Origin of the sequence: Sphaerisporangium sp. NPDC005289 (assembly GCF_040607455.1) — a bacterium.
GTDB lineage: Bacteria > Actinomycetota > Actinomycetes > Streptosporangiales > Streptosporangiaceae > Sphaerisporangium > Sphaerisporangium rhizosphaerae.
In genome coordinates this window covers 48,308-62,977 of record NZ_JBEXGS010000031.1, presented here as the reverse complement: position 1 = coordinate 62,977, position 14,670 = coordinate 48,308, and the positions used below count along the sequence as shown (strand labels likewise).

Here is a 14,670-nt window from a genome sequence, read left to right as displayed (position 1 = left end):
GGGGGCGGGAGGTCAGCGGCGGCGGTGGCGGTTGATCTCGTAGAGGGCGATGCCCGCGGCCACGCCCGCGTTGAGTGACTCGGCGGCGGCGTTCATGGGGATGCGGGCCACGACGTCGCAGGACTCGCGGACCAGCCGGGACAGGCCCTTGCCCTCCGAGCCGACCACGACGACCAGGGGCTCGGTGGCGAGTTCGACGTCGCCGATGTCGGCGGAGGCCTCGCCGTCCAGGCCGACCACGAACAGGCCCTGGTCGCGATACTCGCGCAGGGTGCTGGTGAGGTTGGCGGCCCGGGCGACCGGCAGGTGGGCGAGGGTGCCCGCGGAGGTCTTCCACGCGCCCGCGGTCACGCCCGCCGAACGGCGCGAGGGCACCAGGATGCCGTGGGCGCCGAAGGCCGTGGCGGAGCGGGCGATGGCTCCGAGGTTGCGCGGGTCGGTGACCCCGTCGAGAGCGATGATCAGCGGGACCTCGGCGGCTTCCTGGGCCCGCTCGACCAGGTCTTCGGGGTGGGCGTACTCGTAGGGCGGAAGCTGGAGGACGAGACCCTGGTGGATCGTGCCCTCGGTCAGCCTGTCGAGCTTGTCGCGGCCGGCCTCGAGCAGGGCGATGCCGCGGTTGGAAACGATCTTGATCGCCTCGCGGATGCGGTCGTCGTTGTCGACGCGCTGGGCGACGTAGAGCGCCGTGGCGGGCACCTCGGCGCGGAGCGCCTCGAGCACCGGGTTGCGCCCGCCGATGAACTCGGGGCCGTCCTCCCGCTTGCCGCCGCGGGCCGGACGCGCCGGCCGGTCGGCGGAGCTGGTCGGGGCGCCGGCCGCGGCCACGGCGGCTCTGGCGGCCCGCTGCTTGTCCTTGTACCAGTGCCTCTCGTGCGCAGGCGGAGTCGCGCCCTTGCCCTGCAGGGTCTTGCGGCCCTGCCCACCGGTGCCACGCGTGGCACCCTGCCTCTTGCCGGGCCTGCCCGACCCTTTACCGCCACCTGCCATGCTGTCAGCCTACCGGCGCGATCAGCGGGCCAGTTCCCAGCGCGGGCCCTGGGGGGTGTCCTCGACCATGACGCCCGCGGCGGCGAGCTGGTCGCGGATGGCGTCGGCGGCGGCGTAGTCCTTGCGGGCGCGGGCCGCCTGGCGCTGCTCCAGAGCCACCTTGACCAGGTCGTCCACCGTGTCGCGCAGGCCGCTGTCGGCGCCGGACTCGCGCCACTGCGCGCTTCGCGGGTCGAGACCGAGGACGTCCAGCATGTTCTGCGTCTCGGCGAGGAGCCGGGCGACCTGCTCCTTGTTGCCGTTGGCGAGCGCCACGTTGCCCTCGCGGACGATCTCGTGGACCACGGCGAGCGCCTGCGGCACGCCGAGATCGTCGTCCATGGCGTCCACGAACGCCTGCGGGAGCGGGGCCGCCGCGTCGACGTCGTGAATGACCTCGGCGGCGCGGGTGACGAAGCCCTCGATGCGCTGGTATCCGGTGGCGGCCTCGGCCAGGGCCTCCTCGGAGTAGTCGATGGCGGAGCGGTAGTGCGCCGCGACCAGGTAGTAGCGCAGTTCGACGGCGCGCACCTTGGTGAGCATGGCCGGGACCAGCAGGGAGTTGCCGAGGGACTTGCTCATCTTCTCGGCGCCGATCTTGAGCATGCCGTTGTGCAGCCAGTAGCGGGCGAACCCGTCGCCGGCCGCCTGCGACTGCGCGACCTCGTTCTCGTGGTGCGGGAAGATCAGGTCGACGCCGCCGCCGTGGATGTCGAAGGTCTCGCCGAGGTACTTGGTGGCCATGGCCGAGCACTCGAGGTGCCAGCCGGGGCGGCCGGCGCCCCACGGGGTCTGCCAGGTGGGCTCGCCGGGCTTGGCGCCCTTCCACAGCGCGAAGTCGCGGCCGTCGCGCTTGGCGGAGTCGGTGTCGGTGTCCCCGGCGGCCCGCATGTTCTCGGGACGCTGGTTGGAGAGGCGGCCGTAACGCTCGGCGTAGGACATGACGTCGAAGTAGACGTCGCCGCCGGCGGCGTAGGCGTGGCCCTTGTCGATCAGCTGCTGGATCAGCTCGATCATCTCGGGGATGTGGCCCATGGCCCGGGGCTCGACGGTGGGCGGGATGCAGCCGAGGGCGTCGTAGGCCCACGTGAACGCGCGCTGGTTGCGCTCGGCGATCACGAACCAGGGGACGCCCTCTTCGGCGGCGACACGTATGATCTTGTCGTCGAGGTCGGTGACGTTGCGGCAGAACGAGACCTCGTACCCCGACCGGGTCAGCCACCGGCGGATGACGTCGAAGTTGACGCCCGACCGGATGTGCCCGATATGCGGCGGAGCCTGCACAGTGGCCCCGCACAGGTAAATCGAGACCCGGCCAGGCTGGACGGGGACGAAGTCGCGGACCGCACGGGTGCTGGTGTCGTATAGGCGCAGACTCACGAACGCAAGGCTAATGCCTCGCAGGCCGTGACAGGACGGGTTGCCCGACCTCACACACGCGCAAAAGCAATGTGAATCCGCCGGCCTTTCCCACCGGGCCCACGCTTGACCGGATTCTTCCATTTCATGACTGCTTGTCCCTGAAGATTTGTCCAATGGCCTCCCCGCTTATACCTAAAGCTCCCGTCTCGCCCCCTCCGGTACATCCACGAGGCATGGTCGCCGGGGACCCTCCGGCCGTTCGCACCTGCGTCTCAAGGGAGCGTCCCGGTGGCCGTACTCGCGGCCCGTGGGGGTTCGCGCCCGATGGCACGGGTCGCGCCGGCGCCCGGGGCACATCGTGGGCCTGTGGTCGTGTCCTGGTTCGGGGGACGCCGCGCGGCGTTCCCGGTACGGCAACGCCGATTCTGTAGGCTCGAAGCGCCATGGAAGTCACACCCCCCTTGGCGGCAGGTCAGTCCGCCCGCCGGCCCGGTCCTCCGCCCGCCTCCGCCCGCCCGTCCCGAATGGCACTGGTGCTGCGCCGCATCGCGACCGCCGTCGCCGGCCTGGCCCTGGTGGCGCTCGCCGGCGTCGCCTGCGTGCTGTCGTTCGACGCGATCCGCGCCATCGCCCTGTCCGGCGGGGCGCGCGCCGACCTCGCCTACCTGTACCCGGCGGGCTTCGACGCGCTGCTGGTGATCGCCCTGATCGCCGTGCTGCTGCTGGGCTCCGCCCGGCTGCTGATGCGCCTGCAGGCCTGGCTGATCCTGGCCGTCCTCATCGTGGCCGCGGGCGCGGCGAACGTCTTGGCGGCCACGCACACGACCGTGGAAGGCCGACAGCTCGCGGTGGGCGTCGCCGTGGCGCCATGGGTGATGCTGCTGGTCGGGCTGTGGCTGTTCCTGCTCCCCGCCGGGCACCTCCAGGCCCGGGCCGCCGATGACGAGCCGTCCGAGGGGCCCACCGGCCAGGGCGCGGGGCACGACATCCTTCCGTTCGGACGGGAGGAGCGCGACCCGGGCCTCGCCCCTCCGCTGGAGACGGCCGTCCACACGACCGGCCATGACCGCGAGATCGTCCCGCACCTCGCCTCGCCGGACGACCTCGAACCGGACGTGGTGCCGGTGGTGCCGCCCACCCCCGCCCCCGAGACGCCTACCGTGGACGAACTGCCGCCGTTGCGGAGCGACGACGGCTTCCGCGCGCCTCGCAGGGAACCCACCCCCCAGCCCGCCCCGTCCAGAGCCGACGCCCCTGGCACGGCCACGACCGATCCCGCCGGTAGCGGCGACACCGCGTACGAGGCGGAGGAGGCGGACGGAGCGCAGGCGGACGGGCCGAACGCCGGCGCGGCGGCCGCCGGCGCCCACACCCCGCCGCAGGCCGCTCCCGCCACGCCTGCGGCCGCGCCGGAAGCGCGGGCCGCGGCACGGCCGGCCTCAGGGGTCACGCAGCCGGTTCAGGATGCCGGAGAGCCGGTACTAAGTGCGGGGCAGCCGGTGCAAAGTGCCGGGCGGCCTGTGCATGGTGCTGGGGAGCCGGTGCGGGGTGCCGGGGAGCCGGCGTCGCAGGGTGCCGGGCGCCGGGTGCCCGAGGCCGCCCCGCCGCTGTCCGAGGCCGCTCCGCCGCTGCCGGAGGCCGCGCATGAGGCGCCGGCGCCTGAGCCCGAGCAGCGACTGGTGCCCAAGCCGCGCGAGCGGGCCGCGGGCCCGCGAGCCGAGAGGGACCCGGGCCGGCCGCTTCGCTGGGGCGACCTGGTCCGTCCCAGCGCCGGTGACGTGCTGGTCCATCCGCTGCCCAAGCCGACGCGCGAGCTGGGTGACACTCAGCCGTATCCGAATGTCACCCATCCCGCGTCCGCACAGTCCTCGCCGGACACGGCCGCGGACATGGAGCCGGAAGAGGAGTCCGCCGACACCCAGCCGTACCCGCACCTGCGCGAGGAGGCCAGCCCGCTGTCCGACCGGGCGCCCCACGATGTGGCGCCGCAGGAACAGGCGTCGCCCCAGGACGCTCCTCCGCACGACCTCCCCTCCCACGACACCCCACCGCAAGACGTCGCCGCGCAGGACGTCGCGGCGCAGGACGTCGCGGCGCAGGACGTCGCGGCGCAGGACGTCGCGGCGCAGGACGTCGCGGCGCAGGACGTCGCGGGGTGGGACGTCGCGGCGCAGGACGTCGCGGCGCAGGACGTCGCGGGGTGGGAGTCCGGGGAGGCGTGGGAGGCCGACGCGGCGCCCGACCCCGCCCACGATGGCGCCGACAGCGCGGACGAGGACGAGGCGCTCCAGAGCGGGCGTCCGCCGTACACGCCTCAGACCGCGGCCCCGCCCTCCGGCCGGATGCGCAGCACCCCCCTGCCGCCCGAGGAGTGACCGGCCCGGCCTTGCCCGGCCGCCCGAGGAGTGACCGGACCGACCTGAACCGGCCGCCCGATCGACCGAGTCCCGCGCTTCGAAGCCGGAGGCCGGACGTCGGCCTCTGCGGCGCGCCTCAGGCCTCCGCGTGCGCCCCGTCACCTGCGCGCGCCGAGGGCCCGGCTCCCGGTCACCCGGCCCACCTTGGTCCGGGTTCGGCGTCTCTCGATGGATGCCGGGCGCCGGCCCGTTATGGCGCTTCAGCCTTGCCTCACACGCCCCGTCAACTTCGCGGGCCCTGGCGAGTGCACGCGCCGGTCGTACGGTCGTGGCCTGGCGTTGTGGGCGCAGGACACCTCGGTCTTGCCCTCAGGCCGCCCCCGCGTCCGCGCGATCCGCCGGGTTACGGGCTGGACCGTCCCGGAGGTCCGGGCTGGACCGTCCGGGGAGACGGGCTGGACCGTCCGGGGAGACGGCTGGGCCGTCCGGGGTGGTGGTGGAGCGACGAAGATCCGCCTGGTCCGGGTGGACCAGGCGGATCTCGAAGGTGTCGAAGGCGCGACACCGTGTTTCTTGGACCGTCGTGTCTCAGGGCCCTAGGGCCGAGAGGCCAGTTCCCTCGGGGGAAAGGCGGCGAAGATCAGGCGAAGGTCACCGGGTGGCGCGCTCCGCCAGAGATCAAACCCTTTCCCGGCCCTTGATGGCGGCGACGGCGCCGACACCCACCACGGCGAGGACGACCTGGAGGACCAGTTCGATCCAGTCGATGCCGTCGGTGGTCGCGACACCGATGACCTGGGCGATGGCCGTACCGATCAGCGCGGCGACGATGCCGACGATGATGGTCAGAAGCCACCCGATGGGCTGCCGGCCCGGCAGCACGAGCCGGCCGAGCGCGCCGATGATCGCACCGATGACGATGGCGCCGAGGATGGTCTGAATGGACATATTGAGCCTCCGATTGAGGGTCGCACCTTCACGCTGACAAGATGGCTACCCCCACATCGCGTACTAATCCTAGAAAGTAAGAAAACCCTGATCAGACCGCCATATAGACGCCATGCAATCCTCTCGGCACCGCCATGGAGGGGTTCGGACGGGCTCCACACCCGTCCCAGAAGCACGCAGAGGCAACAGGAGACTCGTCACGGCACAGGCGCGCGCGAAAGCCCACCCGCCATCCGCGGAACAGAGGAGGGGTCAGGGGGCGAAGACGAGGGCGGTGGCCATGGCGGCGATGCCTTCACCTCGGCCGGTCAGGCCCAGGCCGTCGGTCGTGGTGGCGGTGACGCTGACCGGGGCCGACGCGGCTTCGCCGAGGACCTTCTCGGCCTCGGCGCGGCGTGGCGCCAGCTTGGGACGGTTGCCGATGATCTGCACGGCGATGTTGCCGATCTCGAACCCGGCGGCTCGTAGGTGACGCGCGGTCTCCTCGAGCAGGGTGACGCCGGACGCGCCCGCCCAGCGTGGGTCGGAGGTGCCGAACAGCCCGCCGATGTCACCGAGCCCGGCCGCGGACAGCAGCGCGTCGCAGCAGGCGTGTGCGGCGGCGTCGCCGTCGGAGTGACCCGCGAGCCCGGTCTCGCCCGGCCAGTGGAGGCCGGCCAGACGCAGCTCGCGGCCGGATGCGAAAGGGTGGACGTCGACTCCGACGCCCACCCTTGGCCGTGTCGTGTTCAGGAGTTGAGAACCTCGTCGAGAAGCGCCTCGGCCTTGTCCTCGTTGGTCTTCTCGGCGAGAGCCAGTTCGCTGACCAGTATCTGCCTGGCCTTCGCGAGCATGCGCTTCTCACCGGCGGACAGACCGCGCTCCTTATCGCGCCGCCACAAATCGCGCACGACCTCGGCAACCTTGTTGACGTCGCCGGACGCCAGCTTCTCAAGGTTCGCCTTGTACCGGCGGGACCAGTTGGTGGGCTCTTCGGTGTGGGGCATGCGCAGTACGTCGAAGACGCGCTCAAGGCCTTCTTGGCCCACGACGTCACGCACACCGACGAGCTCGGCGTTGTCCGCCGGCACCTGTACGGTAAGGTCGCCCTTGTCGACCTTCAGCACCAGATAGGTTCTGTCCTCGCCCTTAATCGTGCGGGTCGTGATGGCTTCGATCCGAGCAGCCCCGTGGTGGGGGTAGACGACAGTGTCGCCGACCTGGAAAGTCATGTGACAAGTACCCCTTCCGCTGTACTCCAGGATACCACGCGTCAGTCCCCTCCCGGAACAGTGAAATCAACATAACTGCAGGTCAAAGCCTCGATTTGGGACTTGACAACCGCTCCACGGTGTGAATTCCGGGTCCGAAAAGGCCCCATGACCTGCGACGCTTGCCGCCTCCGCGCCGTCACCGGCCCCCCTGAGCGACGGCTCCTGCGCACGGATAAGGTTGCGACTGGCCATACCCATGTGTACCAAGGAGACCCCAGACTGTGACCAGCACCAGCCGTCGAAGGGTGATCATGATCACCGCGCTGCTCGCAGCCGCTCCGGCGCTGGCCGCGTGTGGCGCGGGCACCGACGCCAACACGAGCAATGCCTACGCGCCGACCGAGGCGAACGTGCTCATCGACAGCAACGGCTCCGCCAAGACCTACGGCAGGAACGGCATCAAGATCGCCCAGGCGTTCCTCCTCGGCCCCGAGTCCGGCGCCCAGATCGCGGCGGGCGGCTCGCTTCCGCTCTACCTGTCGATGGCGAACTACGGCACGGCGGCCGACCGGCTCGAAGGCGTCGCCGTGGCGCCCCAGGTGGCCTCGTCCGTCAAGGCGCCCGGCCCGATCTCGGTGCCCCCCGGTCAGCTCGTCAACAGCGGCAAGCCCGCCCAGGTCATCCTGGAGGGCACCCAGAAGCCTCTGTACGGCGGCGAGACGATCCAGCTGACCCTGAAGTTCGCCAACGCCGGCGACATCCCGATGAACGTCCCGGTGGTCACGCGCAGCCGTGAGTACGCCGGCCTGCCGGCCGCGCCGAGCGCCGCGCCGTCGGCCTCGGCCACGCCGGCCCCCGCTACCTCCGAGAGCGCCACGCCGACGCCGGACCCGTCCGCCAACAGCTGAAGCGCGTAGCACGCGACAAGGCCCGGTGGCGCGACCTCGCGCCACCGGGCCTTCGCGTGTCCGTCAGCCCTCGGCAGGGTCGAACTTGTACCCCAGGCCGCGGACGGTGAGAATGCACCGCGGGTCGGACGGGTCGGCCTCGACCTTCGCCCGCAGACGCTTGACGTGGACGTCCAGCGTCTTGGTGTCGCCCACGTAGTCGGCCCCCCACACCCGGTCGATGAGCTGGCCGCGGGTGAGCACCCGGCCGGCGTTGCGCAGCAGGACCTCCAGCAGCTCGAACTCCTTCAGCGGGAGCTGCACCTGACGGCCCCGTACCGCGACGATGTGGCGGTCGACGTCCATGCGCACCGGACCGGCGGCCAGCACGGCCTGCTCGATCTCCTCGGCGTCGCCCTGCCTGCGCAGGACGGCGCGGATGCGCGCGACCAGCTCGCGCGAGGAGAACGGCTTGGTGACGTAGTCGTCGGCGCCGAGCTCCAGCCCCACGACCTTGTCGATCTCGCTGTCCTTGGCGGTGAGCATGATCACCGGCACCTTGGAGCGCTGGCGCAGCGAGCGGCACACCTCGGTGCCCGGCAGGCCGGGAAGCATGAGATCGAGCAGCACCAGGTCGGCGCCGTTGCGGTCGAAGGCGTCCAGCGCCTCCGGGCCGGTGGCGGCCACCGCCACCTCGAACCCTTCCTTGCGCAACATGTAGGACAGGGCGTCGGAGAACGACTCCTCGTCCTCGACGACGAGCACGCGGGTCACTTCGCGGCCTCCAGAGAGTTCGTTGTGCTTGGTACGGCTATCGCCGTGCCGCCGAAGGCCGGCAGACGAAGCGTGAAGGTGGAGCCCGAGCCTTCTTTGCTCCACACGTTCACCTCACCGCCGTGCGCGACGGCGACGTGCTTGACGATCGCGAGGCCCAGCCCCGTGCCGCCGGTCGCCCGTGAACGGGCGGCGTCGACGCGGAAGAACCTCTCGAAGATGCGTTCTTGGGAGCTTTCGGGGATGCCGATGCCCTGGTCGCTGACGCTGACCTCGACGGTGTCGCCGGCCGGGCGGGCGCTGACGACGACGCGGGTGCTCTCAGGGCTGTAGGCGACGGCGTTGTCGATCAGGTTGCGCAGCGCGGTCACCAGCAGCTCGTCGTCGCCCCAGACGCGCAGGCCCTCGGTGCCGCCCGCGACCAGGGCGATCTCCTTGGCGGCGGCCTTGGTGTTGCAGCGGTCGATGGCCTCGTGGACGACCTCGTCGACGGGCACGCAGCCGGGGGTGGGGATCGGCTCGCCGCCCTGGATACGCGAGAGGGTGATGAGGTCCTGGACGAGGTAGGTGAGCCTGGCGGCCTCGTGCTGCATGCGCCCGGCGAAGCGGTCGACCGCGACGGGGTCGTCGGAGGCGTCCTGGATGGTCTCGGCGAGCAGGCTGAGTGCGCCGACGGGGGTCTTGAGCTCGTGGCTGACGTTGGCGACGAAGTCGCGGCGCACGGCCTCGACGCGCCGCCGCTCGGTCTGGTCCTCGGCGAGCACCAGCACCTGGCCGTGGGTGCCGAGCGGGGCGACCCGCACGGCGAAGGTGGTGACCTCCATGCCGAACTTGTGGCGGGCCACCTCGAACTCGCTCTCGCGGATCTCGCCGTCCCTGCGCACCTGGCGGGCCAGGGCGAGCAGCTCGGCGGCCATCAGGTGATCGCCCTTGACCAGGCCGAAGGCCCGCGCGGCCGAGCTGGCGCGCAGCACGCGGTCGTCCCGGCCGAGCACGACGGCGGAGGAGGGCAGCACGGCGAGAACCGATGCCACTCCCTGCGGCAGGACGGTGTCGGGGTTGTCGACGGGATCAGGGAGATTCTTGTCCCGGGACCGCACCGCCATCATCGCGATCGCCCCGACGACAAAACCCGCCAGAGCGGCCAGGCTTGCCACGATCTCACTCACGCCTTCGATGGTAGGCGGCCTCCGCCGCTGGCCAGGCCCCTCATACCGCCTGTTTCCTGGAGAGTTCATCTCTTGGACGAAGTTCGTTCATGAACGCGCGCGTAGCGTGAACCGCATGCGCGACGCCTTCCACGAAGAACTCAACGCTCTCACCGACCGCCTGGTGCAGATGACGCATCTGGTCCGGTCGGCCATCTCCCGGGCCACGACGGCCCTGCTGGACGCCGACCTGCAGCTCGCCGAGAGCGTGATCTCCCAGGACGCCGAGGTCAACCGCCTCTACAAGGAGGTCGAAACCTCGATCTTCGAGCTCATGGCCACCCAGCAGCCGGTGGCCGTGGACCTGCGCACCGCCATCACGGCGCTGCGGATGGGCGGCGACCTGGAGCGCATGGGCGACCTGGCCGAGCACGTGGCGAAGATCGCGCGGATGCGCCACCCCGAGTCGGCGATCCCGGCCGAGGTGCGCGACACGATCCTGGAGATGGGGCAGATCGCCGAGCGCCTGGTCACCAAGACCGGCAGCTGCATCGCCACCCAGGACGTCGAGCTGGCCAAGGAGCTGGACGACGACGATGACGCGATGGACCGGCTGCACCGCAGGCTGTTCCGCGTGCTGCTGTCCAAGGACTGGGCGCACGGCATCGAGCCGGCGATCGACATCACCCTCACCGGCCGCTACTACGAGCGGTACGCCGACCACGCCGTGCGCGTCGCCCGCGACGTCGTCTACCTGGTGACCGGCGACCGGCCGGACAGCTCCTCGGCCTCCTGAGCGCGCGGGCGCGCGGGCACCGCGCGCCTCAGCGTGTCCGGCGCCGTGTCCGACGACCCGCGCCGCAGGCCGGCCTGATCGGCGCCGCGCCATGAGAACTTGAACGCATGCGGGAACAGGGCGCATGCGAAAGCCCCGGGCCCTTGGCGGGTCCGGGGCTTCACCATGATCGGGGACGGACGGCCGCGCCCGTCCCCGCGCTCGCTACTTGGCCTTGCCCTGGTTGGCCACGGCCTCGATGGCCGCCTTGGCCGCGTCGGGGTCGAGGTACTCCCCTCCGGGCTTGACCGGCCGGAAGTCCTCGTCCAGCTCATAGCGCAGCGGGATGCCGGTGGGGATGTTCAGGCCGGCGATCTCCTCGTCTCCGATGCCGTCGAGGTGCTTGACCAGGGCGCGCAGGGAGTTGCCGTGGGCGACGACGAGGGTGGTGCGCCCCGCCGCGAGGTCGGGGACGATGTTGTCGTACCAGTAGGGCAGCATGCGCTGGACGACGTCCTTCAGGCACTCGGTGCGCGGCAGCAGCTCCGAGGGCAGCGCGCCGTACCGGGCGTCGCCGGCCTGGGAGAACTCGTCGTCGTCGGCGATCGGCGGCGGCGGCACGTCGTAGGAGCGGCGCCAGAGCATGAACTGCTCGTCGCCGAACTCCTCGCGGGTCTGCGCCTTGTTCTTGCCCTGGAGCGCGCCGTAGTGGCGCTCGTTGAGCCGCCACGAGCGCGTCACCGGCAGCCAGAGCAGGTCGGCCGCGCCGAGCGCCAGGTTGGCGGTGTGGATGGCACGGGTCAGCACCGAGGTGTGCACCACGTCGGGCCGCACCTGCGCCTCGACCAGCAGTCTGCCGCCGCGCCGCGCCTCTTCCTCGCCCACCGGCGAGAGGGACACGTCGACCCAGCCTGTGAACAGGCCCTTCGCGTTCCACTCGCTCTCGCCATGCCGCAATAGCACCAAAGTAGCCATGCGCCCAAGCTTAGGCCGTGCCCGCTTTACCCGGCGCCGCGCCGCCCCCTGGGCGGGGCCCCCTTCACCTGGGCTCGGCCGCCCCGGCGGCGGCCCCGGGACGCGCCACCCGGGCTTCTCACCGGCCCGGGGGTTCTCGGTATGCTGCCGAGGCTCCTGTCAGCCCCCGGGGTTCTCACCGGCTTCGGGGTTCTCCCGCCGGCCGCGCTCGACGATGCCCTCGAAGGCGCGCAGGTTGGCGAGGGACTCCCCGCGCTTGACCCGCCAGTCCCACTCGCGGCGGATGGAGGAGGCGAACCCCAGCTCCAGCGCGCGGTCGAACCACTCGTCGGCGTAGGTGAGGACGCAGCCCAGCAGGCGGTCGATCTCCTGGTCCGACACCGCCGCGAGCGGCAGCCGCCCGACGAGGTGGACGTCCCCGACCTGGTCCAGGGCGAAGTGCACCCCGTACATGGAGCCGTTCTTGCCCAGCAGCCAGCGGTAGAACTCCAGATGGTTCTCGTCGGGGCGCCTGCAGAAGAACGCCTCGACGTGCAGCGCCTGGTCGGAGACGGTGAGCCAGGTCATGGTCGCCAGCTTGTGCTGGCCGGGCAGGCGCACCAGGAACGCCCCCGGCTGCGGCCGCTCGTAGGACACCTCGGCCGCCTTGAGCGCGGACTCGACGGCCGCCTCGTGATCTGTCACCGTGCACACTCCCGCGTTCGTCGTGCCGGGCGCCGGTCTCGCCGGTCGCGTACTGTCGCAAGGACAGTACTGCCCCGTCCGCGCTCAGAGGTGCACGCCGACGGGCGTGCGCCGCAACCGGGCCATCGCGCCCGAGTACACCTCCAGCAGGCGCGTGGCGGTGGCCGACCAGCCGAAGGCCGCCGCGTGCTCGGTGGCCCCGGCGGCGAGCGTGTCGCGCCACAGCGGGCGTTCGACGAACGCGCGCAGCGCCTTGGCCCAGGCGTGCGTCTCGTGCCCGTCGACCAGCAGCCCGGACACACCGTCGCGGACGGCCGTGCGCAGGCCGCCCACCGCGGCGGCGGCCACGGGGGTGCCGCACGCCTGCGACTCCAGCGCGACCAGGCCGAACGACTCGTTGTGCGAGGGGACGACGGTGACGTCGGCGGCGCGGTACCAGTCGGCCAGCTCGGGTTGCGCCGCGGGCGGCGCGAGCCGCAGGACGTCGGAGATGCCCAGTTCGGCGGCCAGGTCGGTCAGGTAGGAGGGGCGCGCCAGGCCGTTGCCGCTCGGCCCGCCGACGCACGCGACGACCAGGCGCGCGCGCAGGGACGGGTCATCGGCGATCATCCGGGCGGCGGCCCTGAGCAGCACGTCGGGGGCCTTGAGCGGCTGGATGCGGCCGACGAAGAGCATGACGTGGGCGTCCTGCGGAAGCCCGAGCCGGTGCCGCGCCGCGCCCTTGGAGGCGGGCCGGAACACCTGGAGGTTGACCCCGGGGTTCACCACCGCGACGCGCTCCTTCGGCGCGTGGTACAGGTCGATCAGCTCGCGGGCCTCGGCGGCGGTGTTGGCGACCAGGCGGTCGGCGACCTCCACGACCTGCTCCTCGCCGAGCACGCGGGCCACCGGCTCGGGCTTGTCGCCGTTGGCCAGCAGCAGGTTCTTGACCTTGGCCATGGTGTGCATGGTGTGCACGAGCGGCACGCCCCAGCGTTCCTTGGCCAGCCAGCCGACCTGGCCGGACAGCCAGTAGTGGGAGTGGATGACGTCGTAGTGCCCCGGCTCGAACATCGCCTCGGTGCGCAGCACGCCGGACAGGAAGCCGCAGAGCTGGCCGGGAAGGTCGCCTTTGTCCAGTTCCTCGTACGGCCCGGCGGTCACGTGCCGCACCGTCACGCCCGGCACGAGCTCGACGGCGGGAGGCAGGTCGCGGGCCGTCTGGCGCGTGAAGATCTCGACCTCGATCCCGAGGGCCGCGAGCCGTTTGGCGGCCTCGACGATGTAGACGTTCATGCCCCCCGCGTCGCCGGTGCCCGGCTGGTCAAGCGGGGACGTGTGCATGCTGATCGTCGCGACCCGGTTGATCCGGCGTGCGACCGGCACTCGCGGCACCGTTACCACCTCCAGAAGGTTACTAACTGTCGGAAAGTTCGCGAGATTCCCGGCGGCCTCGGTCCCGCGCGCGGCCTGCCGGGCTCGCGCTGGCAAGATGACGGACGGGCGGCGCGCGAACACCGCCGGACCGAGCGCGAGCCCGTCCGGGGCGCCGGGTATGGAGAAACCGAATCCGACCATGAGGACCGCATATGACGAGAACGGCTGTGGTGACGGGGGCGAGCAGCGGCATCGGGGAGGCGACCGCCCGCCGGCTGGCGGCGGAGGGCTACGACGTCGTGGCCGCCGCGCGGCGCCGTGACCGGCTGGACAAGCTGGCCGCCGAGGTGCCGGCCGTCCGCCCGGTGACGCTGGACGTGACCTCCGAGGAGTCGGTGGCCGAGCTGGCCGCCTCGCTGGACCGCTGCGACGTGCTGGTCAACAACGCCGGCGGAGCCGTCGGCCTGGAGCCGGTGGCGCAGGGGCTGGTGGACGACTGGCGCCAGATGTACGAGGTCAACGTGCTGGGCTCGCTGCGCGTGACCAAGGCCCTGCTGCCGAAACTCGTCGAGTCGGGGGACGGCGTGCTGGTGATGCTGACCTCCACGGCCGGCTTCACCTCCTATGAGGGCGGCGGCGGGTACACCGCGGCCAAGCACGGCCAGACCGCCATGACCGAGACGCTGAGGCTCGAGCTGTGCGGCGAGCCGGTGCGCGTCGTCGAGATCGCTCCCGGCATGGTGCAGACCGAGGAGTTCGCGCTCACCCGGTTCCGCGGCGACGCCGAGCGGGCCCAGCAGGTCTACCAGGGAGTGCCGAACCCGTTGACGGCCGACGACGTGGCCGACGCGATCGCCTGGTGCGTCACCAGGCCCGCTCACGTGAACGTCGACCGGCTGGTCATCCGTCCGCGCGCGCAGGCAGCGCAGCACAAGGTGCACCGGGTCTCCTGAAAGTGACGATCCGCTGAGCATGGTGACATCCGCGTGCTTGCCTGCCATGCATGGACATGTCCGGATGCGGGGGCGTGCCTTCCCATGGACGCGATCCAACGCCCTCGCGTTCCCCATTGTGCCTGTCTTGAGCGTCACGTCCTACTTGCCTGCCTTGCCCACAATGTCGGTTACATCCCGCGGCTGTTCCCCCGTCGCGGCTCCCATGGTTTCCGGGCCCGGCATCGCT

The 14,670-nt window shown here is 71.6% G+C and carries 14 protein-coding genes; 4 read left to right on the top strand and 10 right to left on the bottom strand.

Going from position 1 to position 14,670, the window contains the following annotated elements:
- Nucleotides 1-12 precede the first annotated feature (12 nt).
- Together rlmB and cysS are read right to left on the bottom strand one after the other, a co-directional pair.
- Nucleotides 13-990, bottom strand: coding sequence for a 23S rRNA (guanosine(2251)-2'-O)-methyltransferase RlmB (rlmB, locus tag ABZT47_RS36100; RefSeq protein WP_354852341.1), 978 nt, complete (start codon nt 988-990; stop codon nt 13-15).
- Between the two features lie 21 nt (nt 991-1,011).
- On the bottom strand, nt 1,012-2,409 hold the full coding sequence (gene cysS, locus ABZT47_RS36095) for a cysteine--tRNA ligase (protein WP_354852339.1): 1,398 nt from the start codon (nt 2,407-2,409) through the stop codon (nt 1,012-1,014).
- Between the two features lie 515 nt (nt 2,410-2,924).
- Here cysS and ABZT47_RS36090 point away from each other — a divergent pair.
- Nucleotides 2,925-4,766, top strand: a complete 1,842-nt coding sequence (locus ABZT47_RS36090) for a DUF2637 domain-containing protein (protein ID WP_354852338.1) — start codon at nt 2,925-2,927, stop codon at nt 4,764-4,766.
- Between the two features lie 660 nt (nt 4,767-5,426).
- Here ABZT47_RS36090 and ABZT47_RS36085 read toward each other — a convergent pair.
- From ABZT47_RS36085 to ABZT47_RS36075, 3 genes are all read right to left on the bottom strand, one after another.
- Entirely contained in the window at nt 5,427-5,696 is a 270-nt protein-coding gene (locus ABZT47_RS36085) for a GlsB/YeaQ/YmgE family stress response membrane protein (RefSeq protein ID WP_354852336.1), read from the bottom strand.
- Between the two features lie 252 nt (nt 5,697-5,948).
- Complete coding sequence (ispF, locus tag ABZT47_RS36080) at nt 5,949-6,407, bottom strand: 2-C-methyl-D-erythritol 2,4-cyclodiphosphate synthase (RefSeq protein WP_354852334.1); 459 nt, start codon at nt 6,405-6,407, stop codon at nt 5,949-5,951.
- A gap of 17 nt (nt 6,408-6,424) precedes the next feature.
- Nucleotides 6,425-6,907, bottom strand: a complete 483-nt coding sequence (locus ABZT47_RS36075) for a CarD family transcriptional regulator (RefSeq protein WP_184978896.1) — start codon at nt 6,905-6,907, stop codon at nt 6,425-6,427.
- A 263-nt stretch (nt 6,908-7,170) separates the two neighbouring features.
- On the opposite strand from ABZT47_RS36075, the gene ABZT47_RS36070 reads away from it, so the two are divergent.
- Nucleotides 7,171-7,797 (top strand): copper chaperone PCu(A)C, encoded by a 627-nt coding sequence (locus ABZT47_RS36070; RefSeq protein ID WP_354852332.1) that lies wholly within the window; start codon nt 7,171-7,173, stop codon nt 7,795-7,797.
- A 63-nt stretch (nt 7,798-7,860) separates the two neighbouring features.
- On the opposite strand, the gene ABZT47_RS36065 is transcribed toward ABZT47_RS36070, so the two are convergent.
- Both ABZT47_RS36065 and ABZT47_RS36060 read right to left on the bottom strand, forming a co-directional pair.
- A complete protein-coding gene (locus ABZT47_RS36065; RefSeq protein WP_354852330.1) occupies nt 7,861-8,550 on the bottom strand; it encodes a response regulator transcription factor in 690 nt (229 codons plus the stop codon).
- Nucleotides 8,547-9,728, bottom strand: a complete 1,182-nt coding sequence (locus tag ABZT47_RS36060; protein WP_354852419.1) for an ATP-binding protein — start codon at nt 9,726-9,728, stop codon at nt 8,547-8,549. Before ABZT47_RS36060 ends, ABZT47_RS36065 begins: the two co-directional genes overlap by 4 nt.
- 106 nt (nt 9,729-9,834) lie before the next feature.
- Here ABZT47_RS36060 and phoU point away from each other — a divergent pair, with 106 nt between their 5' ends.
- Nucleotides 9,835-10,494 carry a phosphate signaling complex protein PhoU gene (gene phoU, locus ABZT47_RS36055; RefSeq protein ID WP_354852329.1) on the top strand — a complete coding sequence of 220 codons (660 nt, stop codon included), beginning with the start codon at nt 9,835-9,837 and terminating at the stop codon, nt 10,492-10,494.
- Between the two features lie 204 nt (nt 10,495-10,698).
- Here phoU and ABZT47_RS36050 read toward each other — a convergent pair whose 3' ends face one another.
- The 3 genes from ABZT47_RS36050 to mshA all read right to left on the bottom strand — a co-directional run bounded on the left by ABZT47_RS36050 (nt 10,699) and on the right by mshA (nt 13,497).
- Nucleotides 10,699-11,448: a phosphoglyceromutase gene (locus tag ABZT47_RS36050; RefSeq protein WP_354852327.1), complete on the bottom strand. Its 750-nt coding sequence runs from the start codon at nt 11,446-11,448 to the stop codon at nt 10,699-10,701.
- A gap of 159 nt (nt 11,449-11,607) precedes the next feature.
- Nucleotides 11,608-12,132 (bottom strand): YbjN domain-containing protein, encoded by a 525-nt coding sequence (locus tag ABZT47_RS36045; protein WP_354852325.1) that lies wholly within the window; start codon nt 12,130-12,132, stop codon nt 11,608-11,610.
- Nucleotides 12,133-12,216: 84 nt separating this feature from the next.
- A complete protein-coding gene (gene mshA, locus ABZT47_RS36040; protein WP_354852323.1) occupies nt 12,217-13,497 on the bottom strand; it encodes a D-inositol-3-phosphate glycosyltransferase in 1,281 nt (426 codons plus the stop codon).
- 203 nt (nt 13,498-13,700) lie between these two features.
- Between mshA and ABZT47_RS36035 the strand changes: the two genes are divergently transcribed.
- On the top strand, nt 13,701-14,441 hold the full coding sequence (locus ABZT47_RS36035; protein ID WP_354852321.1) for an SDR family NAD(P)-dependent oxidoreductase: 741 nt from the start codon (nt 13,701-13,703) through the stop codon (nt 14,439-14,441).
- Nucleotides 14,442-14,670: the final 229 nt, after the last annotated feature.